Source organism: Streptomyces sp. NPDC002680 (assembly GCF_042889145.1).
Lineage (GTDB): Bacteria > Actinomycetota > Actinomycetes > Streptomycetales > Streptomycetaceae > Streptomyces > Streptomyces adonidis.
Genome location: NZ_JBIAQP010000007.1, coordinates 453208 through 477594, shown reverse-complemented (window position 1 = coordinate 477594; position 24387 = coordinate 453208). Strand labels below are relative to the sequence as shown.

The window sequence follows — 24387 nt, the reverse complement described above, 5'->3', positions numbered from 1 at the left end:
CTCCCCGATAAGGCTGAGAGATCACCGGTGTCCCCGCGCAGTTTTTGCGGGAGATCCACCGGTCGGGGAGCGTCGGTGAGCGGGGAGAGGAGCAGCGTGCGCGCACAGGACACGCGGACCGGCGGTGGCACCGGCCCGGAGCGGGCCCGGCGGACGGCCCCGCCGACTCCCGCGCACCTGTCGGCCCGGAACAGTCCGGCGCACCTGTCGGCCGGGGGCACTCCGGCCCAGCGGCTGCTGACGCTCCAGCGCCTGGCGGGCAACGCGGCCGTGGCGCGGGCCGTCGCCGAGGAACGCCACGAGCACGACGGCAACTGCGGCCACGGTACGGACGTACAGCGCTCGCCCGATTCCCGGCGGGACGTCCAACGGTCCGCCGTGCACGAGGTGTTGCGCTCCGCGGGGCGTCCGCTGGACACACCGCTGCGGGCCGAGATGGAGGGCCGGTACGGCGGGCAGGACTTCAGCGGGGTACGGGTGCACACCGACGCCGTGGCCCAGCGGTCGGCGGCGGAGATCGGGGCCAAGGCCTACACCTCCGGTTCCCATGTGGTCTGGGACGGCCAGGACAAGCACACCCTGGCCCATGAGTTGCAGCACGTGGTGCAGCAGAGCCGGGGTGCCGTCCCCGGCACGGACGACGGCTCCGGGCTGCGGGTCTCCGACCCCGGGGACTGGGCGGAACGGCAGGCGGAGGAGACCGCGCGGAAGGTGATGAGCGGCCCGGCTCCGGTCCAGCGGACAACGACCCCCGACTCGGGCACCGCGGCCTCGTCACCGGGCCTCGCGGTGCAGCGCAAGGGGCAGGAGAAGGTCGGCGGTCAGGTCACCGTCGAGGAGCCCGCGCCGGAGCAGTCGGCCGGCGGGAAGCTCACCGCCTGGCTGAAGAAGGGGCCCCCGCCCGTCAACCAGGTGACGGCGCCGGTGCGGGCGCTCGTCGCGGAGTACGACAACTCCAGTCGCCGCGGCCCGGAGTGGTGCATGGGCAAGCTGGGGGAGATCCAGGTCCTGGCCCTGGAGCAGCGCGAAGAGGCGCGGCCCGTGGACACCGCTTACCTGGAGGACGTACTCAAGGCCGTCAACGCCGAGTTGGTGGTCGTCGGCAGACAGGTCGCCCGCGACACGGACATGCGTGACGCCCCCGGTCTCCCCTACAAGGACATGACCGACCGCGGAACCCTGTGGAAGGACGCGCAGTTCCCGGAGTCGACGGTCAACTTCGCCACGGAGGGCTTCAGTTACGTCCGGGAGATGTCCGAGCTGAACCGCGGGGACCTGTCGAAGGAGATCGGCGACCGGAGCCGGGCCTGGGTACGGGACGTATCGGCCAAGCTGGAGGCCGAGTTGCGGCAGGCCGTGGTCGCCCACTACTCCCCCAAGGCCCGGATCGACTCGCTCGACGAATCCGGCGACAACCGTCTCAAGTCCAGGACCACACTCGACCAGGAGCGGGTCGCCCAGGGGCTGGAGCCGCTCAAGCAGCACAACACCATGAACGTCGACAAGTTGATGCTCGGCAACGACGGCTTCGTCTTCTTCTACATCGAGCACCCGGGGACCACGGGCCGCAAGTCCCGCTTCGCCGAGGGGCAGGAGGGCGAGGGCAAGGACGAGGCCCGGATCGAGCTGGGTCTGGAGGAGTCCGGGCTGCTGAGTCAGGGCTGGATCATGCTGAGCGACCTCGTCCAGCGCGACTACCCCAAGCTGGTCGCGGACCCCCGGACGCCGCACCTGCCCGTCAGCTCCAAGTCGAAGAACGCCACCGACAAGCACGTGCCGGTGCGCGCCTTCGAGAAGGCCCAGCCCAGCGAGGACGAGTTCATGAACTCTCTGGAGGCCTTCCAGGGCATCCAGGACACCGAGTCACGGCAGGCGCACCAACTGGCCCGGCAGCTCGCGGTCACGGACTCGGCCAACCAGATGGTCTACGGCCCGGAGAAGATCGTCAAACACCCCGAACTCCTGCACAAGAACATCCTCGCGGGCGCCGACATCATCCCCGGTCTGGTGGACCGGGCGGTGGTCGAGATCATGCGCTTCGAGGAGTCCAACCCGCCGCTGGCGACCCGTATGAAGGGCATGAGCGGTGCCGACCTCATGGACTTCCTCTTCCATGCCCTGCTGCGGCCCCAGGCGATGATCCCCAACACGGTGGACCTCTCGGCGGCAAAGATCACCTACACAACCGGGACGTGAACAACCCAGTGAGCCTTTGGACTTCCCTGGAGCCCTCCTCCGCGACCGTCGACCCCGGCGGCAGTACGACCGTCCGGCTGCGCCTGCGCAACACCGGTGACGTCGTCGACGAGTACCGCTTCGAACCGGTCGGCGACATCGCCCCCTGGACGAGGGTGGAACCGCAGACGCTCCGCCTCTTCCCCGGTACGACGGGCACGGTCGACCTGACCTTCGCCCCGCCCCGTACGCCGGACGCGACGGCGGGCCCGAACCCGTACGCCATCCGCATCACGCCGACCGAGCACCCGGAGGCGACGACCGTCCCCGAGGGCAATCTGACGATCACCCCCTTCACGGAGGTCCGGGCCGAACTCGTCCCGCCGACGGTCAAGGGCCGTTTCCGGGGCCGCCCGAAGCTGGCCGTCGACAACCTGGGCAACACCAAACTCACGGCGTCGATCAGCGGCAGCGACAACGGCGACAACCTGTCCTACGACATCCACCCCGGCAGCGTCCAAGTCGAGCCGGGACGCGCCGTGTTCGTCGACGCACGCCTCAAACCCCGCCAGATCATCTGGTTCGGCAGCAAGGAAGACCGACCGTACAAACTGGCCGTACAACGCTCCGGAGCCGTCCCGATCGAGGTCGACGGGACGTACGTACAACGCGGCTTCCTGCCACGCTGGTTGGCGACCTTCCTCGGCATCTTCCTTGCCCTCGCCATCACCTTCGTCATGCTCTGGATCTCCTACAGACCCCAATTCACCACCAAGGCGACCGAGTTCACGGAAGCAGGCTCCGCCAACACCCTCCCGCCGCCCAGTCCTACGGCCCTGGCCACGGCGCCGCCCGTGGCGCCCAGTCAGGAGGCCGCCCAGAGCCCCGTCGTGAGCGCGCCCCCGCAGGAGTCACAGACCCCGGCCGCCGGAGGCGGGAGTGGCGACGGCGGGGGCGGGGGCTCGCCGAAGGAGACGAAGGCGCCGGAGGTGACCGCCGCCACGGCGGTGACGCGGCTGGCCGCGCGCAGTGCGGGCCGGCACATCTGCTACCGCGCGTATGTCGCCGACCAGGGCTGGCAGGAGCCGGTGTGCGACGGCGCCGAGGCCGGCACCACGGGCAAGGATCTGCCGATCAAGGCCCTCAACATCGCCGTGTCCGGCACCAAGGGGACGGCCGGCAGCGGTGCCTGGCAGTACAAGAACTGGGAGGGCACCAAGTGGACGAAGGCGGTTGACGGGATCGACAACTACATCGGCAGCACCAAGGAGGCGGACGAGCCCCTCCAAGGCTTCACCATCCAGGTCTTCGACGGCAGTGTCTGCGGCAACCCCCATGTGCAGGACGGTGGTTGGCTGGGTGCGATCTGCACCGACCCCGGTGACTGGAAGTACATCGGGAGCGACATGGAACAGCACAAGCAGTTGGAGGCGGTCCGCTTCACCGTGTGAGCCGGACCGTGTCTCCCGGGGGCACTCCAGGGAGTCAACACGGTGTCGTCAGGGGGTCCTTCGGGCAGCGATCCGTGCCCGAAGGCTTCCTGACGTCCCGGTGGCCGGGATCCTAGGCTCGGTGGGTGATGCTGTGGACCTCTCTCGAACCCGCCTCCGCGACCGTGGACCCGGGCGACCGCACCACGGTGCGCTTACGCCTGCGCAACACCGGTGACGTCGTCGACGAATACCGTTTCGAACCGGTGGGCCACATCGCCCCCTGGACGACGGTGGAGCCACAGACGCTACGGCTGTATCCGGGGACGACGGGCACGGTCGACCTGACCTTCGCCCCGCCCCGTACTCCGGACGCGACGGCGGGCCCGAACCCGTACGCCATCCGCATCACGCCCACCACGAACCCGGAGGCGACGACCGTCCCCGAGGGCAACCTCACCATCACGCCGTTCAGCGAGGTACGGGCCGAACTCGTCCCGCCGACCGTGAAGGGCCGTTTCCGGGGCCGCCCGAAGCTGGCCGTCGACAACCTGGGCAACACCAAACTCACGGCGTCGATCAGCGGCAGCGACAACGGCGACAACCTGTCCTACGACATCCACCCCGGCAGCGTCCAAGTCGAGCCGGGGCGAGCGGTGTTCGTCGACGCACGCCTCAAGCCCCGCCAGATCATCTGGTTCGGCAGCAAGGAAGACCGACCGTACAAACTGGCCGTACAACGCTCCGGAGCCGTCCCGATCGACGTCGACGGAACATACGTACAACGCGGCTTCCTGCCACGCTGGTTGGCGACCTTCCTCGGTGTCGCCGTCGCCCTCGCGATCACCTTCGCGATGCTGTGGATCTCCTACAAGCCCCAGGTCTCCACCAGGGCAACGGAGTTGACGGAGACCGGCGTCGCCAACACGCTCCCGCCGCCCAGTGCCAGCGCGTCCGCTCCGGCCGCGCCGTCGGTGCAGTCGACCGTCTCGGCCGCGCCGCTGCCCGAGGTGGCGGTGCCGGGGCAGGGGCAAGGACAGGGGCAGGAGCAGGGCTCGGGGAGCGGAAGCGGGAGCGGTTCCGGATCGGGTTCCGGGTCGGGCTCCGGATCCGGGTCGTCGGGGTCGGGCACGAGCACGGAGCCGGACATCCAGGCCACGCCGAAGGAGACGGCCGCCGCCACCGTCGTGGGGTACCTGATCATCGGCCAGGCCTCGAACCGGTGTGTCGACGTCACCGACGCGCAGAACGGCAAGGGCAAGGACGGCACCGGACTCCAGCTGTGGGACTGCGCGAGCACGGCCAACCAGAAGTGGGACTTCCGGTCCGACGGTACGGTCCGCTCGCTCGGCATGTGCATGGATGTCGCGTTCGGTTCACGGGACGACGGGGCGGCGATCCAGCTCGCGCGGTGCAGCGGCAACCCGGCCCAGCAGTTCGTGCTGAGCACGGCGGGCGACCTGGTGAATCCGCAGGCCGACAAATGCGTGGACGCCAAGGACAAGGGCACCGCCAACGGGACCAAGCTGCAGCTGTGGACGTGCTCGGGCACGCCGAACCAGAAGTGGCGGGTGAAGTAGGGGGTAGTTGGGGGTAGTTGGACTTCTTTGGGGAGGTGGTGGGTGAGGGGGTTGTCCGGGGCTACCAGGAACCCTCGCCCGGCACCAGCCGCCCGGCCTTCCGGTACTCCCGTTCCGCGCCCTCCACCAGGTCCGCCGTCGTGACCGACTCCCCCCGCCCGGCGGCGGAGTAGGCGGCCGTGACGACCGCGCTGCGGATCGAGCCGCCGGCCAGTTCGAAGGCGTCGGCGACCCGCGCCGGGTCGGTGCCGGGGGCGCAGGGCACCCGGGCGAGGCTGTGCCGCCACAGGGCGAGGCGCTGGCCGGGGTCCGGGAAGGGGAAGTCGACGACGAGGTCGAGGCGGCGGGTGAACGCCTCGTCGATGTTGGCGCGCAGGTTGGTGGTGAGCAGCGCGATCCCGTCGAAGGACTCCAGCCGCTGGAGCAGATACGCGCTCTCCATGTTGGCGTACTTGTCGTGCGCGTCCTTGACCTCGGAACGCTTCCCGAAGACGGCGTCGGCCTCGTCGAAGAGGAGCACGGCGTCGGTACGGTCGGCCTCGGTGAAGATCCGCTCCAGATTCTTCTCGGTCTCACCGACGTACTTGTCGACGATCGATGACAGCTGAACCACATAGAGATCCAGGCCCAGTTCGGCGGCGACGACCTCGGCGGACAGCGTCTTCCCGGTCCCGGACTCCCCCGCGAACAGCCCGAGCACACCCCGGCCCCGGCCACCGCCCGCACTGAGCCGCCACTCGCCGAGCACCTGGTCGCGATGGCGGGCCCGCAGGGCGAGTTCGCGCAACTGGGCGAGGGGTTTGCCGGGCAGGACGAGATCCTCCCACCCGACATCGGGCCGAATACGCCGAGCATGCCGCTCAAGCCCGGACGCCGACTGCTGCCGAGCGGCCAGCCGCAGATGCGCGGCGGTGAGCGGCGTCCCGTCGAACCCGGCGAGCCGCTGCGCGGCGCGGGCGGCCCGGGCGATGTGGTCGACACCTAGGCGGTAGGGGGCGACGGTGGCGGCCAGGTCGAAGCCGAGGTCCGGGCCTGCGGGGCTCGGGTCAGCAGGATCAGGGGCTGTGGGGTTCAGGGCGGCGGAGTCGGGAGCGTCCCGGTTCAGGGCGACGCGACTCAGAGCGCCGGAGTCCGGGGCGTCCCGGTTCACAGCGTCGCGGCCCAAGGCGCCGGTATCCGGAGCATCCCGGCTCAAGGCATCGCGCCCCAAGGCACCCGAGCCCGGAGCATCCCGGCTCAGGACGTCAGGATCCGAGTCGTCGGGGCCCAGGGCGTCCCAGTTCAAGGCACCCCGGCTCAAGGCATCGCGGCCCAAGGGGCCGCGACTCAAGGCGCCCGAGCCCGGAGCGTGCCGACTCAAGGCATCGGGGTTCAGGCCGTCGCGGCTCGGCTCTGCGGAGTCCAGGGCATCCTGGTTCAGGGCGTCGGAGTCCGGAGCGTCGCGGTTCAGGACGTCAGGGGCCGAGTCGGCGGGGCCCGGGCTCCCGCGCAGCGCGTCCCCCCAGGTGTTCACCTGTCCGGCGCGTTGCCTGGGCGTTTCCAGGATCAGGGGGTCGTCCTCGGACCACAGTGGGTCGTACGGGCGGGACCCGGTGAGGAGTACGGGTACGTCCGACACGTCCGGTCCGGTCAACGCCCGTACTAGGGCGGCGGGTTGGTCCGACACAGGTGACACGACGACGACCCGTCCGCTGAGGCGGGCCTCGCGGAGGAGGTCGGGGATCCGCTCGTCGGGGCCGGAGAAGTGCAGCGCTTCGAGTCCGGCCGCGTGCAGGGCCGCCGTGACGCAGGCCAGGCCGTCGCCCTCGCGGTGCTCGCGCAGGTAGACGGTGGGGGCCTTGGCGGTCAGCAGTGCGGCCAGCTTGTCGGTGAACTCGGTCGCGTACGAGGCGGTCGGCGCGAGGGTGCGTACGTGGCCGGTGAGGGCCGCGTCCAGGGTGTCGTCGCCGAGAAGATGGGCGGCGACCCGGTCGGGGACGCGCAACGAGCGGCTGGGGAAGGGGCGTTCGAGTTCCTCGACGACCAGGAGGCCGAGCGCCGTCAGGGGCTCCGAGGGGTGGAAGCGGGCCCTGGCGGCCGGCTCGTGCACGGGGAGTCCACACAGGTCGAGGGCGAGCCCGGTGGTGGCCCGGCGGCGGCCGACGTCGTCGTTGAGATAGCCGTACAGGGGCTCGAAGGAACGGTCGAGTTCGGGGGCGAGGGCGGCGAGGAGGATGTGGACGTCCAGGGCGACGAGGCCGAAGCGGGCCGCGAGGCGCGCCAGGGGGTCGTCGCCGTCGGCCGTCGGCATGGTCGTGGTCGTCCCGGGTGTCCGAGGGGCCGACCGCCTGAGCAGGTGCCGTATCGCCTCCTCCGACAGATACAGCCCGCGCAGCGGATCACCGGCCGTCGGATCGTCGGCACTGCGCCGCTCGACCAACTCGGCCGCCTGGGCGCGCAGTCGGGAGAGGCGGGCGAGCAGCCCGGCGGCGGGTACGAGAGTGGGGGCGCCGGCCGTCACGGAGTACGCGTCCCCGTTCGGCCGGTCTCCAAGTGCCGTGGTTGATGGGTGCGTTCGGGCGAGTCCTCCAGGGAGCCGTCGATCGCGCGGACGCGTACGGCGGCGCCCTCGGTGACCGGGGGTCCGGCGTCGTACTCGGGGAAGCCCGGGAAGGGTGCCGTGACCACGAGGTCCAGGGACGGCTTGAGTTCACCGCCGAGGGCGGACCAGATCTCGGCCAGGGACCGGGACTCCGTCTGGGTCCCGGAGACGGTGAGCGGCACGGACAGACCCAACTCGCCGAGTGCGCCGGGGAGTTCGTCGGCGGGGAGCAGCTCGCGGGGCAGCAGGTTGGTCAACACGGCGGACAGCAGCCGGTGTTCGTCCTGGGGCTGCTTGGTCCAGGCGGTGACGAGGTACGACAGCCGGAACCAGCGGGGCGGCTGACGGCGCCGGACGATCACGTCGCGTTCGTCGCGCACGGAGACGCTGCCGCGCTGGCGGCGGGCGACGTCCTCGCGGATGTCGTACAAGTAGGCGTTGATCGCGGGGCCGTTGCGGCGGGCGGCCCAGTCACGGGTCGGGGCGTCGAGGAAGACGTCGATGCCGGATCCGGCCAGGGCGCCGCCGCCGAGCAGCCCTTTGAGGACCTCGTCCACCTCGTGGATCACTGTCGCGCTCCCGCCGCCCTGCCCGTCGTACCCCCGTGTGCCGCACCTGTCTCATGGCCATCGTGCCGTCGGGGGTACCCGGCCGCGCAGGCACGCAAGGGACGGACGACGGGCATGAGTTGGTGTCCGCGCGCCGTTTTCGATTGCCCGTTCGGTCAGATGTAGCCTTCGCGCAAGGCATAGGCCACGGCGTGCGCCCGGTTGCGCAGGTGCAGTCGGGTGGTGAGTCCATGCATCACGTTCTTGACCGTGCGCTCGGAGTAGGACAGCTTGCTGGCGATCTCCCCGGTGTCGAGTCCCTCGGCGACGAGGCGCAGGACATCGACCTCGCGCGGCGCGAGGCCCGAGGTGGGGGCACCGGGCTGTCCGGCCGCCGAGCGATGCAGTGTGCCCACCTGGCTGATGAGCCGGCCGAGCAGGTCGGAGGGCAGATCCCCGTCGCCCCGGGCGGCGGCGAGCACTGCCTGCGCCAGCCGGTGTCCGGTGGCCTCGTGGCGCCAGACGATCGCTCCGACGCCGCACTCGATGACGTCCAGGAGTTCGTTCTCGCGCAGCATGCCCACCACGAGAACGGCCTTGGCGCCCTCGCTGCGGACGAGTCTGCGGAGTCTGGACAGCGTTGTCTCGTCGAGGCTCTCGCTGACCAGCAGAGCCACGATGCCGGGTCCGGTGTCGGTTTCGTCGCGGAGGTCCACGACCGGGTGCTGCCGCAGCTGGCTGACCGCGCCGGCGCGGGAGATCGGGTCGGACGCGTGCACCGCGACGGGTACACGGCGCCCGGGTTCGGCGGGTCCGGTACCGGCGGCCCTCGTGACGGGTCCCGTTCCGGCGGCCCTTGTACCGGCCCCGGTGCCGGGGCCCGTGGTGCGGAGTGTGGTGCGCAAGAACTGCCCCCAGGGTCAGATGCCGCCACCTTCGAGCGGTCGGTGGCAGACGTGCACAGCCAACACTTCTGTTGCACATGGGGCGCGCACAATCGTGGACCACCACGAGACACACCACGAGATCGGCCGGCGCTTCAACCTTTTCGGCCGGTCAGGCCTTCTGGACCAAGAGAAGCAACCGAACCAAGAGACCCACTAGGCCCAAGAAACCGGCCAGTTCCCACCCGCGACAGGACTACCCACGACAGGAGGCAGGCATGCAGCCCTCATCCGCACCGTTCTCATCGCACTCATCGCACTCAGCCCAGTCATCGCTCTCCTCGCTCTCCTCGCTGTATGAGCGCCGGGAGGCCCTGGCACTGGTGGCCGACGAGGCCGCACGCGCCCGCGCGGGATCGGGCCGCCTGGTCCTGCTGCGCGGAGCCACCGGCACCGGCCGCACCGCACTCCTGGAGGCCGCCACCGAACACGCGGAGACGCACGGCATGCGCGTCCTGCGCGTCCGCTGCTCCCCCCAGGGCAGCACGACCGGCGCCGACCTCCCTGTCGTAGAACAACTGCTGTCCCCCATACAGGAGTTGTGCGAGCCGGCCCCCGCGGAGGAAGAGCCGCAAGCACCCGCCGCGCGACTCTGGCGGATGCTGCGCGCGTACGCGGCCGAGGGCCCGGTGCTGGTCGCCGTGGACGACGTACACCTCGCGGACGAGGACTCGCGGTGCTGGCTGATCGAGGCGGCGCGCAGAGTGGACCGATTACCGGTACTGCTGCTGGTGACGGAGCGCAGCCAGTACGACGTGGACCCGCCGTCCGCCGGCCTGGTCCACACCCTCTCCCCCGCCCTCGTACGCACCCACACCCTCGCCCCGCTGAGCCTGGACGCGGCGACGGACCTGGTGCGTTCGGCGGTCGGTGACGTGCCGAGGAAGTGGGTGGCGGACTACGTACGGGCGAGCGCGGGCAACCCGCTGCTCCTGCGCGCCCTCCTGGAGGACGTGGGCGCCGCCGCCGCGCCGGCCGCGCTCCCGGAGACGTGCGCGGCGCTGTATCCGGGGGCGTTCCCGGCGGCGGTGTCCTGGTGGCTGGAGTGCGCCGGGGCGGCGACGGCCGAGGCGGCGCGGGTGCTCGCCGCGCTGGACGAGGTGGACGAGCTGCCGGAGGGCGCCGACGTCGACCTGTTCACCGAGACCGTGGAGACCCTCGGAGCCGACCCGGCCCGGGTACGGGGCTGGCTGACCGCCATGCCCCGGCTCGGCATGCTGCGCTGCGGCGACGAGGGCCTGCCCCGCTACCCCCACCCGCTGCTGCGGGACGCGGTGCTCGCCGGCTGGTGCGCCGCCGACCGGCAGGCCGCGCACGGGGCGGCGGCCGAGGCGATGCTGCGGCGCGGCATCCCGACGGCGACGGTCGCCAAGCTGCTGCTGCGCTCGGGCACGATGGGCGAGGTGTGGGCGACGGACGCCCTGCTGGACGCGGCGGCCGGCGCCGTCCGCGACGACCGTACCGAGGACGCGGTGGTCCTGATGCGCCGGGCGCTGGACGAGCCGATGTCGGACGGCCGCCGGGCCGAGGTGCTGACCGAGCTGGGCTCGCTGGAGTTCGCCTCGGTACGTTCCTCGGCGGGCATCCCCCGCCTGACCGAGGCGATGCGCCTGCCGGGCCTGCCGCAGTACCGCGTCCAGGCGGCGGTGGCCCTGGGCACGGCGCTGGCCAGACGCGGCGAGACGCGCGCGGCCGTGACCCTGCTCCGCGATCTGGACGGCCAGCTGACGAACCACCCGGACCTGCTCCGCACGGTCCAGACGGCCTCGGCACTCCTGGGCGACCACGACCAGACGATCCGCAAGGAGATGTACCGCTGGCTGGGCGACACCGCCGAACACTCCCCGGGGGCACTGGGCCCCGCCGGCCGCGCCCTCCTCGTACGGTACGAGGCGACAGCGGGCCTGACCTCGGCGGAAGCCGCCATGAAGCAGGTACGCGCCCTGCTGGCGGAACCGGCCGACCCTCTGGCGGAGCCGTTCCTCCTGGGCACGGCGGCGGCGGTGGCCCAATGGGCAGACGAACTGGACGAGGCCGAACGCCTGACCGACCGAGGCCTGACCGGCCAACGCCCGACGCTGCTCCACCCGATGTACGAGGCGTTGCTGAACGTACGCGCGGACATAGCCGCGGCTCGCGGGGACTACGCACAACTGCTGAGCGGGCCGGAGTCGTGGCGGGGGCCGGCCACGGGAACGAACGAAGCCTCCGGGGCGAGCTTCAGATTCGGGCTGGAGTGGGCGACGGGGGGTGGGGAGGAGCCGTGGAGCAAGTCCGGGACGACTGAGACAGAAGGCGGGCCCGAAACCGCGCCGACGAACGTGGAGGCACACGTACTCCTGGCGCTCGTCGAGACGGGCCGCCTCGACGAGGCCTGGCAGCTCGCCGACGCGTTCGACCTGCGGGAGGCGCACGACTCCTGGGAGTTGAACCGTTTCCTGTACGCCCGGGGCGTGGTGCGCGCCACCTCCGGCGATCCGGCCGGCGCGCTCGGGGACTTCCTGGAGTGCGGACGCCGCCAGTCCGCACGCGACGTACTGAGCCCGGTGGTCACACCCTGGCGGGCAGCCGCCGCGGAGTGCCGTCTCGCACTCGGCCGCCCCCAGGAGGCCCTGGCACTGGCGGAGGAGGAGCTACGCCTGGCCCGGGTGTGGAACACCCCACGCCTGGTGGGCCGTTCACTGCGGGTCCTCGGTACGGCGACGGGCGGCCGCCACGGCCTGGACCTGACGGACGAGGCGGTACGAGTCCTGCGCGAGGCCTCCGTCGAAACGGAGCTGATCCCGACCCTGATCGCCCGAGGCCGCCAACTCATCGCCGCCGGTGAACGCGCCCGAGCCCGCAAGTCGCTCCGCGAGGCGGCCGAACGAGCCGAACGCCTGGGCGCCGTACGCCTCCACTCGGCCGCGGACGAGGCCCTCCGCGAGGGCGGCGCCCGCCGCACGGCGACGACACTGACGGCGAGCGAACGCCGAATAGGAGAACTGGCGGCGGACGGCCGCACGAACACGGAGATAGCGGAGCTGCTGCACGTGGCCCGCCGCACGGTGGAGACCCATCTGACCAGCGCGTACCGGAAGTTGGGGATTCGGAGGAGGGCGGAGCTTGTGGCGGCGCTGGATCGCGCCCCCGGCAGCCACGCCTGAGATTCAGCGGCTGCCGGTCCCCGTGGAGAGCAGCCCGTTGATGACAAGGGTCGCCAACGACTCGGCGGTGGCGGCGAGTTGCTCGGGTGTGGCGGGGTGGGCCCGACCCAGCCGCCGGGCCAGCGGAAGGTCGATCATCCCGGAGATGGGCGGGAGGATCGCGAAGAACAGGACGTCCATCGGGGTGGGCGCCATGCGCCCGGCGGCCACCAGCCGGTCGATGCTGGGCACCAGGGTCTGCAGGGTGGGCCCGATGTAGTGGTCGTACAGATAGTCGAGGCGCTCGGTGTCCCGCGACAGCTCGTCGACGAAGAGCCGCCCGAGCTGCGGGGTGTCCACCGAGGTCAGATAGAGCGCGGTGACGATACGCCGAAGCCGCTCGGCGTCGTCGGGCGCGTCGCCCGAGGGGTCCTCGATCGGCAGCAGGGCGAGCTGCGCCCCCAGCGCGAAGTCGACGACGGCACGCCAGAAGGCCGCCTTCGACCCGTACCGGTCATTGATGAAGTTATGACTGACGCCCAGCCGCCGGGCCAGCTCACGGGCGGAGGCCCGGTCGTACCCCAGCTCGGCGAAGGCTTCGAGGCCGCGCTTGAGGATGCTGTCCTCGTCGGGCAGGGCACGGGTGTCGGCGCTGGGGCGGCCGGGACGCCGGGCGGATGGGGATTCGGCTGCTGGTCCCACGTGATGACCTTCCTGGCTGATCGAACTCGGGACCAGCTTACTTGACGGGTGTCAGATTATGGGTAATCTGACAACTGTCAGACGGGCTGGATTGCGGGGCTTGAAGGCCGCCGTCCAGGCCCCGGGCGGCCCCTGACCTGCCCTCTCTCCCTCCCTCCCTCCCTCCCTCCTGCCCTTCGTCTGGAGCCTCGCCATGCCAAAATCCACCGCCGCTACTTCTGTTGTTGGGGCAACCGTGTCGTCCCTACCTCTCGCGGAGGGACCTCCCTCTGAGGGACCTCCCCGCCACCGCTGGTGGATCCTCGCCGTCATCGGGGTGGCCCAGCTGATGGTGGTCCTGGACTCGACGATCGTGAACATCGCGCTCCCCTCGGCCCAGCAGGACCTGGGCTTCTCGGACGGCGACCGCCAGTGGATAGTCACCGCCTACGCCCTGGCCTTCGGCAGCCTGCTCCTGCTCGGCGGCCGGATAGCCGACCTGTTCGGCCGCAAGATGACGTTCCTGGTGGGCCTGGTCGGCTTCGCCGGCGCCTCGGCGGTCGGAGGAGCGGCGGGCAGCTTCGAAATGCTGGTGGGCGCACGGGCCGTACAGGGCCTGTTCGGGGCGCTACTGGCCCCGGCGGCCCTTTCTCTCCTCACGACAACCTTCACCGACGCGAAGGAACGAGCCAAGGCCTTCGGCGTGTACGGCGCGATCGCGGGCGCGGGCGGCGCGATCGGCCTGCTCCTGGGCGGCGTACTGACCGAACACCTGGACTGGCGCTGGACCCTGTACGTCAACATCGCCTTCGCTGCGGTCGCGTTCGCGGGCGGCGCGGTCCTACTCCGGCGCAGCACCCGCGACAAGACGGCGAAGATCGACATCCCGGGCGCGATCCTGGTCTCGGCAGGCCTGTTCTGCCTGGTCTACGGCTTCTCGAACGCGGAGACACACGACTGGAGCTCCGCGGCGACATGGGGCTTCCTGGCGGCAGGCGCGGCGCTGCTGGCGGCGTTCACCTGGTGGCAGACCCGCTCCCCGCACCCTCTCCTCCCCCTGCGCGTCCTGCTGGACCGCAACCGCGGGGCGTCGTTCATCTCGGTCCTGCTGCTGGGCGCGGGCATGTTCGGCGTCTTCCTCTTCCTGACGTACTACCTCCAGCAGACCCTGTCCTACACGCCCATCGAAACGGGCCTGGCCTTCCTCCCGATGATCGCGGCGCTGATGATCGCCTCGACGATCGCGACGACGGTACTGGTCCCCCGCATCGGCCCGAAGCCGATAGTCCCGCTGGGCATGGGCCTCGCGGCGGCCGGCATGGCCTGGCTGACAGGCCTGAACCTGAACAGCGGCTACGCCGCCGACATCATGCCGCCACTGGTGGTGGCGGGGCTGGGGTTGGGGCTGGTGATGGCTCCGGCGATGGCACTGGCCACGGAGGGGGTACGGGCGGAGGACGCGGGGGTCGCCTCGGCGGCCGTGAACACGATGCAGCAGGTCGGGGGGTCGCTGGGGACGGCGCTGCTGAACACGCTGTCGACGAGCGCGGTCACGAACTACCTGGAGGGGAGGAACCCGAAGGATCCGGGGGTGGTCGCGCAGGCGGGCTTGGAGGGGTACTCGACGGCTTACTGGTGGTCGGCGGCGTTCTTTGCGGTGGGGTTGGTGGTTAGTGCGGTGCTTTATCGGCGGGGGGTGCCGGTTGCGGAGCCGAACGGGGCGCGTGTGGTGCACATGTGAGACGCGAGAGACCTGAACGGCATTGGGTGCCCCGGCGTTTGTGCGACGCCGGGGCACCCAATGCCGTTCAGTACGTTCAGCAGGCGTCGGTGTCGGTCGCCGCCAGCACCGCGATCCGGGTACCACTGGGATCGAGCACGGCAAAGGCCACGTCCGCCGTGTCATGGTGGAACCAGTCTGTGAACGCCATGAACCGCACCCACCGATGGTCGGCGGCGAGCCGCACCGCTTCCAGGAACGGGATGTCGTCGGGCAGCCCCAGCAACGCGTACAGACTGTTCCAGGCGTGCAGTCGGGCGTACGCGGCCCCCTGCCCCTGGCCGTTCACCCCGCCGGTGTGCGCTGCCGCGAACAGTTCGTTGATCACGTCGTCGGCTGTGGTGTGACAGGTGAGAGCACCGCCCCGGCGCGTCCCCTCACCTGCCAGGCACTCCAGGGGCAGTTCCTTGATGAACGCGATGTTGAAGTCGTCCGGTTCGAGCGTTTCCGGCAGTGTGAAGAACCGCGCCTCGGGCTCGCGGGACCAGCCGCTGACCGTGAAGGGCTCGGCAACCGTCGCCGCGCGCCCGGCGTCGGGGCTCTCAACAGCCGTACGCCCGACTGCCGTTCCGCTGCCGGTGGGGAGAATCTCCGGGAAGCGGGACCGCAACTGGTCCGGGGTTTTCACGGACCCGAGGCCCCGCACACGAACCCCGAACCGATACTCGACGTCCAGACGAGTCCTCGGCAGCCGGGCCAGCGGGTGCCCCAGCTCGCGCAGCCGCTCCGCGTAAGCGTCGAGGGCGGGCCGACCGCGCCCCGCGCCGATCAGGGCCACGAACCCCCACGCTCACGTCACGGCTCCACCCCGGCCGCGCTGCTGTCGATCAGTCTACGGCGCTGCACCATGACACAGGAGTTCACCGGAGTATCAGAGCAGCACCGTTCCCAAGTGGCTTGATTTAAAGGGCAGTTGAGCGCACCATGTCATAAGGTCACGCTACGCAATCACGTGGCATGACCTCACGGGGAGGGGCCGAATGCGGGCCTGGGTGGTACGGGCGGGAGAGAACGGTGAGCGCGAGCACACGGCGCTGGCAGAGGGCATGCTCCTCGCCGGGTGGCTCGGCCTCGGGGACCTGACGGGCACCGCCACACGTGACGACGTCAAGGCGGCCGTGGCCGCCACCTACCCCGACGAGGGCCCGTACACGGTGGGGAACTGGACCGGCCAGCTCTTCCGCTTCGCCCATGAGATCCAGCCCGGGGACCTTGTCGCACTCCCACTCAAGTCCTTGCGCGTGGCAATCGGCCGGGTGGCCGGCGGCTACGAGTACCTCGCGGATGCCGCCGACGGACTGCGTCACGTCCGGCGCGTCGAGTGGTTGGTCAAGGACATCGACCGGCAGGCGATCCAGTCCGATCTCCAGGACAGCATGGGCTCCCTGCTGACCGTCTTCGAACTCAGTCGGTTCGGGGCAGCGGACCGCATAGCCGCCCTCACCGACGGCAAGTCCGACCCTGGGCGCCCCGATGCCGACGAGTTCGCCGCCGGCCTCACCGAGCCCGCCAAGCTGTACGAGGAGGTGCGCCGGCGCTCCGCCGACGAACCGCTCACCCTCTCGATCCGGGACTTCCTCGCTGTGTGGGGCGTCCAGCGTCGGTACCCGGCGGCCGTTGAGAAGATCAAGGCCGATCTGGACTCGCGAGGCCTGGTCACCGTGCCGCCGTTCACGGAGGGCAGTATCAACAGCCAGATCGCCGTACTGGCGGGCGGCGCCGAGCCGGACGAGTCGGGAACCAGCGCCGTGACCCGGCTCACGGGCACCAGCAGTCTGTCGGCCGCGGTACAGAGCGCGGTGCACGCCGCCGAGCGTCTTCCGGACGAGGAATCCCAGGAACACACCGTCGCGTACCGGGTGAGCAACCTCGATTCCGCGAACCGCATGCCCGCGTCCGTACGCATCGGGGACGCCCTCAAGACCGCCATGACCATCATGGTGCTGCGCGGCTTCAGTCAGCTCCCCGTTCTCGACGCGGACGGCCGACTGCGTGGTGTCGTGAGCTGGGAGTCGATCGGGCGAGCTCACATGGCCGATCCGCAGGCGAGCCTCGAAGCCGCCACGGTCAGGGGACAGGAGGCGGACCGATCCGACGACCTGCTCGACTGGATCGGAACCGTCCAGCAGTCCGGATACGTCCTCGTGCGCGATCACGACCACAAGGTCTGCGGCTTGGTCACCGCGTCCGACCTGACGGTTCAGTTCGGTACACGCGTGCGTCCGTTCGTTCTCGTGGAGGAGATCGAGCAGCGCCTGCGACGCGTCGTCGACCGATGTATTCCGCTCGACCGCATCCGGGCAGTCGTCCCGCGCGGACGTGCGTCCCGGGTGAGTTCCGCCGCCAACCTGACGTTCGGGGCGTACGGGCATCTGCTCCGGGTTCCCGAGAACTGGGCCGCCCTGGGCTGGGCCATCGACCAACAGCATTTCCTGACCGCACTCGAGGAATGCCGTCAGTTCCGCAATGACCTGATGCACTTCAGCCCCGACCCGGTGACCGACGACCAGCTGCTTCCGGCCCAGGGGCTGCTCGAACTGCTGCGCTCCATGGATCCGCAGAACTGACGTTTGCGTACTCCTCGCATTCGAGCCAGGACAGGAGCGAGGCCCTCTCGACGGTGGGTGATGTTGCGTTTACCGTGTGTCGAGTTGGATACCGGGAGTGTGCTGGCCTCTGGGGGCGGGATGCAGCGCAGGGACGGGTTTCGGCGAATCATCAGTGCGTTTGGTGTGACATGCAAGCAGTCATTGCTGCATGGGCAGAAGGAAGCCGCGATACGTCACGCGGTGGAGAAGCTTCTCGTTGACGCGGCGAGCACGTTGGGACTGCAGGCTGTCCTGCATGCCGAGGTGGCGATCACCGCGCACCGAATCCGCCCTGACCTGGCGGTGCGGATCGGGAAGTTACAGCGCAACATCGTCGGCTATGTCGAGCTGAAAAGCCCGGACAAAAGCGTGATCCATCCCGGCGGGCTGAACCAACGCGACCGCCGACAGTGGGAGGGCATGGCGAAGCTGCCCAACTTGATCTACACCAACGGCCAGACGTGGATCATGTACCGCTCAGGTCGGCAATACGGAGACGCCATCCATCTCGAAGGCGATCTGCGTTCCGCAGGCTCGCGCTTACGGCTGCCGGCGGGCAGCGAGGCCGCCTTCGAAGCGATGCTGACCGCGTTCTTCGGTTGGCAGCCGCATCCGCTGACGTCGATGCGGGAAGTGGTTGCCCAAGTAGCCCCCCTGTGCACTCTCCTGCGTGATGCCGTCCACGACCGGCTCGACGCCGAAGCCGGCCTACCACGCCACAGGCGTCCCTTCACCGACCTGGCCTCCACCCTTGAAGTCGATCTGTTTCCCACTACCGACGACCGGGACAAACGTGCGGCCTTCGCCGACCGCTACGCCCAATCCGTCACCTTCGCGCTCATGCTCGCCAGCTCGGACACCGCCGATGGCCATGACAGTGCTCTGGCCGGAGTAAGCCTGCATGAGGTCGGTCGGCGTCTGGGGGCGGAGCACTCCGTCATGGGGCGAGCACTACAGATCCTCACCGACCAGGTCGAGGACGAATTCCGCGACAGCCTCGACATGCTTGTTCGCGTCATCGATGCCATCGACTGGCGGAGTGCCCTGGTCGGCGAACCTGGCTTCCACATCCACCTTTACGAACACTTCCTGCAGGAGTACGACGCCGACCTCCGCAAGGACTCCGGCACCTACTACACCCCAGCCCCGCTGATGGAGGAGATGATCCGCCTTGTCGACGAGGTGTTGATCTCCACGCTGGGTTGCCCGGACGGATTCGCTGACCCTGGTGTGTCCATCATCGACCCGGCCATGGGCACCGGCACCTTCCTCACCGGCATCATCGACCTCGTCGCCCGCAAGCAATCCGAGGGCGGCAACGACGGCTTCCGCGCTGAATCCGTACAAGAACTCGCAGGCAGGCTGATCGGTTTCGAAAAGCAGATGGGCGCCTTCGCCGTCGCTCAGATGCGCGTGGGGCAGATGCTGCGTTCCCTCAACTCCCGCGTACGGCTGCGCGACATGCGCCTACATCTGGCCGACACTCTCGCCGACCCTTGGCGGCCCAGCGAACTCTTCACGCGCTACGGCGCCCTGTGGGGCCCCTTACGCGACGACGCCGAAGCCGCCAGCCGCATTCAGCGCAACGAACGAATCACCGTCGTCATCGGCAATCCTCCCCACCGGGAACAGGCAGAAGGCCAAGGTGGATGGATCGAGAACGGCTCACCGGACCGAGGTGCCCCGCCCCTGGACGCCTTCCGGCTACGCGGTGCGGCGGGCGTGTACGAGAACAAGCTGAAGAGCCTGTGCACCTACTTCTGGCGCTGGGCCACCCACAAGGTCTTCGACCAGCACGACGACCACCGTCACGGCGTCGTCTGCTTCGTCAGCACCGGCGGATTCATCCGCGGCGCAGGTTTTCAGGGGATGCGCTCCTACTTACGGCGCACCTGCACCGAGGGCTGGGTCATCGACCTCACACCCGAGACCAAAAGGCCCCCGCTGAACAGCCGCTTCTTCCCCGGAGTCCAGCAGGAGCTGGCCATCGCCATCTTCGTCCGTCGGCAAGGCGAGCGACAGGACGAACTGGCTCCCGTCCACTACGCGGCTGTCCATGGCACCCGCCAGAACAAAGAGGAGCAACTGCACGACCTGCACATCAACGGCCCCGGCTGGCGCACTTCACGCCCTGCTGAGCCTGCCCCTTTCACACCCGCCTCCCACAGCGGGTGGGACACCTTCCCCGCCCTGATCGACCTCATGCCCTGGTGTAAACCCGGCATCAAACCCAACCGGAACTGGGTCATCAGCCCCTCGAAAACCATACTGCGCCGACGCTGGAACCGCCTCGTCCGAGAACGCGACCCCTCTACGAAACAGGAACTGTTCAAAGAGACCCGTGATCGCACCCTGGACAAGGAAGCCCTCCAGATCCCCGGCCATCCCCACCCGCCGACTCTCCTCCGGGTCGAGCAGGGCCCCTGTCCTGCTCCCATACGCATCGCCCGCAGAGCACTGGATCGCCAGTGGCTCATACCCGACGGCCGTGTCATCGACTTTTCCCGCCCCGAGCTGTGGCAGGCCGTCATAGACGGCCAGGTCTTCGTCGTCGAACAGCACACTCAACGTCTACGGACCGGGCCAGCGCTGCTCTTCACCGCCCTCGTTCCTGACAATGACTACTTCAAGGGAAACGGCGGCCGTGTCCTGCCACTCATGCACGCCGACCGCACCCCCAACATCGCCCCCGGACTGTCACACCACCTCGCCAACTCCTACGGGTTCCAAGAAGTCCTCCCCGAGGACCTGATCGCCTACATCGCCGCCGTCACCGCCCATCCCGCCTTCACCGAGCGCTTCGCGGACGACCTCAACTCCCTTGGTGTGCGCATACCTCTGACCGCAGATGGCGACCTATGGCGAGAGGCCATCGGCCTCGGACGCCACATTCTGTGGGCCTCCACCTTCGGCGCACGCTGCATCAACCCTGACGACGGCCGCCCGGCAGGTACGACAAACTCGTGGAGACGCATACACCCCGAGATCATGTACGCCCGTGAAGTCGCGCCCGACACACTCCCCTCCACCACCACCTATGACAGCGAACGCGAGCACTTGGTGATCGAGGGCGGCGTCTTCACCGGTGTCACACCACGCATGCGCAACTACACCACTGGCGGGCGCAACGTACTCGACAGCTGGCTCGCCTACCGCAGCAACCGCGCCGCCAGCAAAATCACCAGCGATCTGGACCGCGAGCGTCCCGAGCACTGGGAGCATGAGTGGAGTCGGGAGCTCGTCGAAATCCTCGCCGTACTCAGCCATCTCACCGCCCTGGAACCACAGCAGGCGGAGCTGCTCAACCGCATCGCCGTCGCCCCGCTGATCGACGTCGCTGAACTCACCCGACGCCGTATCCTCCCCGTACCCGAGCGCGCCAAGCACGCTCACACCGGCCCGGACAACGCCTTCCTGCCCGGCATGGAAACAGTCGATGGCCAACCGCCAGGGCCAGTCGACCCACTGACGCTCCCCAACGACTCCACAAGTACCGCGCTACCGGAGCCGCACACATCCGCGCGTCCCGGCCCACACGCCCGACGACGCCGAGGAAGGACCTGATCAGCGCAGTCGGTAGCCAGTCCGTAGTTCGCGATGCATGCCCATCCGCTCTCTTGCCAGCAGCGTGCCTGACGGCCACCGGCCGTCGGCGGAGGCCGACCGACGGTCTCCGGTGCGACCTCGTGCGTGTCTTGATGTCGATCTGATCCGGATCAGAGGGCGAGGTCAGAGGCTCCTGCGTCCCCTCTTCCCCGGCGCCCTCCTGGTACCGCTCGTACACCGATCACCGGTCCGTCCTGGTCGTCTCTCACCCTGCTGGCCGTGATCCTGCGGTGACGGCTGGGCGGTCGGCGCAGTGGGGGCAGGGGGTGCTCGATGCCGGTACCGGTCGACTTGGCTCCTCGTCTGCCAGCTCTATAGCCGCGTTGTCGGTGGGCAAGCCGCCGAAAAGAAGTCCCCTTGCTCGGTTCAGGGCTTCTCGGAGCGGCGGGCAGACCAGGGCGAAACTCGCCAGGCCTGCCGCTGCCAGCAGATCCGAGGCGACTCCCTCGCCCGGGAAGAGGACCGCCCCGGCAAGAAGACCCACGGCCACCGCGAGCCTGCCCGCTCCTGCCAGTAGGCGGTTCCTGAGCAGCTCGGTCGCGACGCCTGCCTCGCCGGGTTCCGGTGTGTCCGCAAGGAGCCGGGAGTCAATGATCACCAGGCTGTCGTGCTGTGCAGGCGGGACGCAGCTGTGGCGCAGGGCACCGGCGACCAGCCGGGACAAGTCGCGTATGGCGGCGGCACGGTCGGGTCCCTCACCGAAGAGGTAGCGCTGGTTGCCGTCGGCGAGCACCGTGACAAGGCGTTCCGTTGTCTCTCGCACCCGTGTGCGGGTGACCGGCGGCATGGTGCGGGTCCCATGCCTGGCCTGGCTGCGCAGGGCGTCGCAGAGGCGTCCGAACAGCTTGCCGTGGACATCCAGCGCCGAGTCCTGTGCCCGGCGCCCGGCCGGGATGAGCAACATCTCCAGGAAGTGAATCGCCTTCACCGTGACGGCCCCGGCAGCGTCGGAGACCGCGGTGGCTCGTTCGTCGGCGGCCATGAGCGTGATGGAGACGGCGCCGAAGCCGACGATCGCAGCGAACATCCAGAAAGGCGTGACCGTGGTGCGGGCGAGCGATGTGGCCCACCAGAAGGGGAGCACAACGACCAGGAGGGGTATCGCCTGGAGCAGCACAGAAACGCACCGACCGGCAACGATACGGTGCCACCGGTCGACGAGTTCGTCCTTGTCCGGCCTGTCTTCCGCCGGTACACCTCTACGCTCCAACTCCGCCAACAGCGCCTCGACACGCTTCTCGCACGCACCGCGTCGGACGCGCCGCGCACCGGGAATCCGGTACACCCCGTCGCCCAGCACACGGGAGCGGCTCTGCCACAGCACGGCGATCCACACCGCCTCGAAGAAAGTCCACCAGCCCCAGAGGAACGCGAGGTTCCCGAATTCCGTCCGCGTCATGACGAACAGAGTCGCAGACGCCACTGACAGTCACGCCAGGGCGACTTCGCCTGAGGCAGGCTGTTCGGCTGCGCCAAGAAGTCGAAGCGAAAGCCGGTACGTATACCCGCGGCCCGCCTCAACGCAACAGGTCCTCCGCCCTGTGGGGAACCCCCCGCAGATGACGTCCGGCCTGTTCCATTCCTCGGAGGAGGCGGTGGCCGTCCTCCGCCATGACAAGGCCGCCCACGACGGCCTCGCGCATAAGGTCGACGGTGTTCTTGACGCGGATGCCCTTGCGGCGCGCATAGTGGCCCGCTTCGCCATCGTCAGTGATCCATACAGAGCTGGCGAACCCGTCGCGATGCTCGATGACAACCAGTGTCTCCGCCTCACCCAGGTGCTGCAGGGGCCGGGACGGGGACCCCGCGAAGACGACGCGGCGGATGCGGTCCACCAGGACGGTTTCCGCCGGGTCATCGATCTCGATGGGTTCGCCGAGCCATCCGTCGGTGAGTACTTGGCTCAGCTTTGGCCAGTACCGCCGCGACTGTTCGGCCTCGGCCGCGACGGCCTGTGTCCAACGGCCTCGGCCGTCAAGGGCCTTCTCCAGGAGGCTCAGTCGGTCGACGGCGGAGAAATTGCACAGCACGGTGTTGTCGGGGAACCAGCAGTGGCGCGTCATGGCTGGAAGACCAGGTCCCCTTCGCCCGCGTCCGTATCCGCATCCGTACCCGTAGTGGATGCCGCGCTCTCTGGTGGAACCGGTTCGGGTTCGAGCAGCTCACGCATCCTGTCCACGTCCACGCCTGTGTACGCGGCCAGCGGGCGGAGGGTGGTGTCGCCGGCGAGGTATGCCTCGTACAGCAACTGCGCTGGGCGGAAGGGCAGTCGCCTGGCCAGTGCCCACGTCTTGTTGGCCTCGAAGAGGTCACTCTGTCCGGCCAGCCAGTGGCAGGTCTGGGTCGTGAGGCCGCGCAGTCTGTTCGCCGTCTCCGGCGCGATGACGCCCAACTGCACGAGCCGTGCCGCGAGTGCGCTAGGTGACACCTGGAAGTGCACCACCAGCGTGGTGAGTTGCTCGTCCGTGAGGTCGCCCTCCTGTACTGCAGAGCTGATCTCGCTCCGGGGCATCAGAAGGTTGGCCGCGAACACGTTGGCGCGTACTTCCGTCAGGTCCTTCTGGTGTCCCGGGGAGAGGTGAGTCTCCGTCAGCAGGTCCTGGGCGTCCCTGGCCAGAATGTGTCCAAGCTCGTGGGCCAAGGTGAAGCGCTGACGTGTCGGCACGTCGGTTCGGGCGATCATGACCAGTCGGAATCCGTCCGCCTGCCAGGCAGCCCCGTCAATTCCCTCCGGCAGACCGATCTTCGCCACGTCGACACCGAAGGCGTGCTCCATGGCCTGGAGCAGATCGGCGGTGTCCAGGCCGCCGACGGCGGAGGAACCTGCGGCGGCAAGTCGGGCGAGTGCGTCCTCCGCGAGGGCCACGCCCTGGTCGACGTAGCGCTTGAGGTCCGAGCGGACCGAGGGCAGCTCCGGCAGTTCGGGCGACAGGCCCAAGAGGTCGATCACCTCGTGTGCCGTGGTGAACCTTTCGACGAGGTCCTTGAGTCTTCCTCGGCCATGCTCGTCGACTGCTGGTGCGCTGGTACGGGCCGCGATGATGGGGCGGAGCGGTTCCCTGCCGGTCAGCAGCCAGTCGACTGTGGTGCTGCCGAACTCGGCGATCCGGGCGAGGTCGAGAGACGTGAACCTGCGGACGCCGCCGAGGGACTTCGACAACTTGTCGGGGGTCAGCCCGATGGTCTCAGCGAACGCCGCCTGGCTGACCGAAGCCACCACCATGACTTTGCGTACACGATCGGTCACAGAATCAGCCATAGGTCCACCATATGGGCCAGATGCGAAAATCGCAACACGCCGGAGTGTGAACCACCGACCGGGCCCTACGGAAAGGGGTGAGCCCCCGGC

The 24387-nt window shown here is 69.3% G+C and carries 15 protein-coding genes; 7 read left to right on the top strand and 8 right to left on the bottom strand.

Translation table 11 applies throughout. The features are described from left to right. Positions 1-96 precede the first annotated feature (96 nt). The 3 genes from ACFYXF_RS21185 (at position 97) to ACFYXF_RS21175 (ending at position 5185) form a co-directional block, all read left to right on the top strand. Complete coding sequence (locus ACFYXF_RS21185; protein ID WP_389351175.1) at positions 97-2196, top strand: DUF4157 domain-containing protein; 2100 nt, start codon at positions 97-99, stop codon at positions 2194-2196. Between the two features lie 8 nt (positions 2197-2204). Next, on the top strand, positions 2205-3626 hold the full coding sequence (locus ACFYXF_RS21180; RefSeq protein WP_389351245.1) for a hydrolase: 1422 nt from the start codon (positions 2205-2207) through the stop codon (positions 3624-3626). A 125-nt stretch (positions 3627-3751) separates the two neighbouring features. Beyond that, a complete protein-coding gene (locus tag ACFYXF_RS21175) occupies positions 3752-5185 on the top strand; it encodes a ricin-type beta-trefoil lectin domain protein (protein WP_389351174.1) in 1434 nt (477 codons plus the stop codon). A gap of 61 nt (positions 5186-5246) precedes the next feature. Here ACFYXF_RS21175 and ACFYXF_RS21170 read toward each other — a convergent pair whose 3' ends face one another. The 3 genes from ACFYXF_RS21170 to ACFYXF_RS21160 all read right to left on the bottom strand — a co-directional run bounded on the left by ACFYXF_RS21170 (position 5247) and on the right by ACFYXF_RS21160 (position 9219). Then, entirely contained in the window at positions 5247-7685 is a 2439-nt protein-coding gene (locus ACFYXF_RS21170) for an ATP-binding protein (RefSeq protein ID WP_389351172.1), read from the bottom strand. Further along, the gene (locus ACFYXF_RS21165; RefSeq protein WP_389351170.1) at positions 7682-8335 is read right to left on the bottom strand and encodes a DUF4255 domain-containing protein; all 654 of its coding nucleotides are present in this window, start codon (positions 8333-8335) and stop codon (positions 7682-7684) included. The genes ACFYXF_RS21170 and ACFYXF_RS21165 overlap by 4 nt, the downstream gene beginning before the upstream one ends. Before the next feature lie 155 nt (positions 8336-8490). Beyond that, the gene (locus ACFYXF_RS21160; RefSeq protein ID WP_389351169.1) at positions 8491-9219 is read right to left on the bottom strand and encodes a LuxR C-terminal-related transcriptional regulator; all 729 of its coding nucleotides are present in this window, start codon (positions 9217-9219) and stop codon (positions 8491-8493) included. Between the two features lie 257 nt (positions 9220-9476). On the opposite strand from ACFYXF_RS21160, the gene ACFYXF_RS21155 reads away from it, so the two are divergent. Then, positions 9477-12404: an AAA family ATPase gene (locus tag ACFYXF_RS21155; protein WP_389351167.1), complete on the top strand. Its 2928-nt coding sequence runs from the start codon at positions 9477-9479 to the stop codon at positions 12402-12404. A 3-nt stretch (positions 12405-12407) separates the two neighbouring features. Here ACFYXF_RS21155 and ACFYXF_RS21150 read toward each other — a convergent pair whose 3' ends face one another. Beyond that, entirely contained in the window at positions 12408-13085 is a 678-nt protein-coding gene (locus tag ACFYXF_RS21150) for a TetR/AcrR family transcriptional regulator (RefSeq protein ID WP_389351165.1), read from the bottom strand. Positions 13086-13278: 193 nt separating this feature from the next. On the opposite strand from ACFYXF_RS21150, the gene ACFYXF_RS21145 reads away from it, so the two are divergent. Continuing rightward, entirely contained in the window at positions 13279-14805 is a 1527-nt protein-coding gene (locus ACFYXF_RS21145; RefSeq protein WP_389351163.1) for an MFS transporter, read from the top strand. A 76-nt stretch (positions 14806-14881) separates the two neighbouring features. On the opposite strand, the gene ACFYXF_RS21140 is transcribed toward ACFYXF_RS21145, so the two are convergent. Then, positions 14882-15622 (bottom strand): DUF6183 family protein, encoded by a 741-nt coding sequence (locus ACFYXF_RS21140; RefSeq protein WP_389351161.1) that lies wholly within the window; start codon positions 15620-15622, stop codon positions 14882-14884. Positions 15623-15824: 202 nt separating this feature from the next. Between ACFYXF_RS21140 and ACFYXF_RS21135 the strand changes: the two genes are divergently transcribed. Together ACFYXF_RS21135 and ACFYXF_RS21130 are read left to right on the top strand one after the other, a co-directional pair. Beyond that, the gene (locus tag ACFYXF_RS21135; RefSeq protein WP_389351159.1) at positions 15825-17411 is read left to right on the top strand and encodes a CBS domain-containing protein; all 1587 of its coding nucleotides are present in this window, start codon (positions 15825-15827) and stop codon (positions 17409-17411) included. A 120-nt stretch (positions 17412-17531) separates the two neighbouring features. Beyond that, positions 17532-20996: a type ISP restriction/modification enzyme gene (locus ACFYXF_RS21130; protein WP_389351157.1), complete on the top strand. Its 3465-nt coding sequence runs from the start codon at positions 17532-17534 to the stop codon at positions 20994-20996. Between the two features lie 247 nt (positions 20997-21243). Here ACFYXF_RS21130 and ACFYXF_RS21125 read toward each other — a convergent pair whose 3' ends face one another. The 3 genes from ACFYXF_RS21125 to ACFYXF_RS21115 all read right to left on the bottom strand — a co-directional run bounded on the left by ACFYXF_RS21125 (position 21244) and on the right by ACFYXF_RS21115 (position 24297). Further along, entirely contained in the window at positions 21244-22437 is a 1194-nt protein-coding gene (locus tag ACFYXF_RS21125; RefSeq protein ID WP_389351155.1) for a hypothetical protein, read from the bottom strand. Between the two features lie 118 nt (positions 22438-22555). Then, on the bottom strand, positions 22556-23101 hold the full coding sequence (locus ACFYXF_RS21120; protein WP_389351153.1) for a hypothetical protein: 546 nt from the start codon (positions 23099-23101) through the stop codon (positions 22556-22558). Then, the gene (locus tag ACFYXF_RS21115) at positions 23098-24297 is read right to left on the bottom strand and encodes a helix-turn-helix domain-containing protein (RefSeq protein WP_389351151.1); all 1200 of its coding nucleotides are present in this window, start codon (positions 24295-24297) and stop codon (positions 23098-23100) included. Before ACFYXF_RS21115 ends, ACFYXF_RS21120 begins: the two co-directional genes overlap by 4 nt. Positions 24298-24387: the final 90 nt, after the last annotated feature.

What these genes read in the sequence shown, in the direction of transcription:
- ACFYXF_RS21155 (WP_389351167.1), top strand. Translation starts at nt 9,477, where the DNA reads ATGCAGCCCTCATCCGCACCGTTCTCATCGCACTCATCGCACTCAGCC.
- ACFYXF_RS21145 (WP_389351163.1), top strand. Translation starts at nt 13,279, where the DNA reads ATGCCAAAATCCACCGCCGCTACTTCTGTTGTTGGGGCAACCGTGTCG.
- ACFYXF_RS21135 (WP_389351159.1), top strand. Translation starts at nt 15,825, where the DNA reads ATGCGGGCCTGGGTGGTACGGGCGGGAGAGAACGGTGAGCGCGAGCAC.
- ACFYXF_RS21130 (WP_389351157.1), top strand. Translation starts at nt 17,532, where the DNA reads ATGCAGCGCAGGGACGGGTTTCGGCGAATCATCAGTGCGTTTGGTGTG.
- ACFYXF_RS21125 (WP_389351155.1), bottom strand. Translation starts at nt 22,437, where the DNA reads ATGACGCGGACGGAATTCGGGAACCTCGCGTTCCTCTGGGGCTGGTGG.
- ACFYXF_RS21120 (WP_389351153.1), bottom strand. Translation starts at nt 23,101, where the DNA reads ATGACGCGCCACTGCTGGTTCCCCGACAACACCGTGCTGTGCAATTTC.
- ACFYXF_RS21115 (WP_389351151.1), bottom strand. Translation starts at nt 24,297, where the DNA reads ATGGCTGATTCTGTGACCGATCGTGTACGCAAAGTCATGGTGGTGGCT.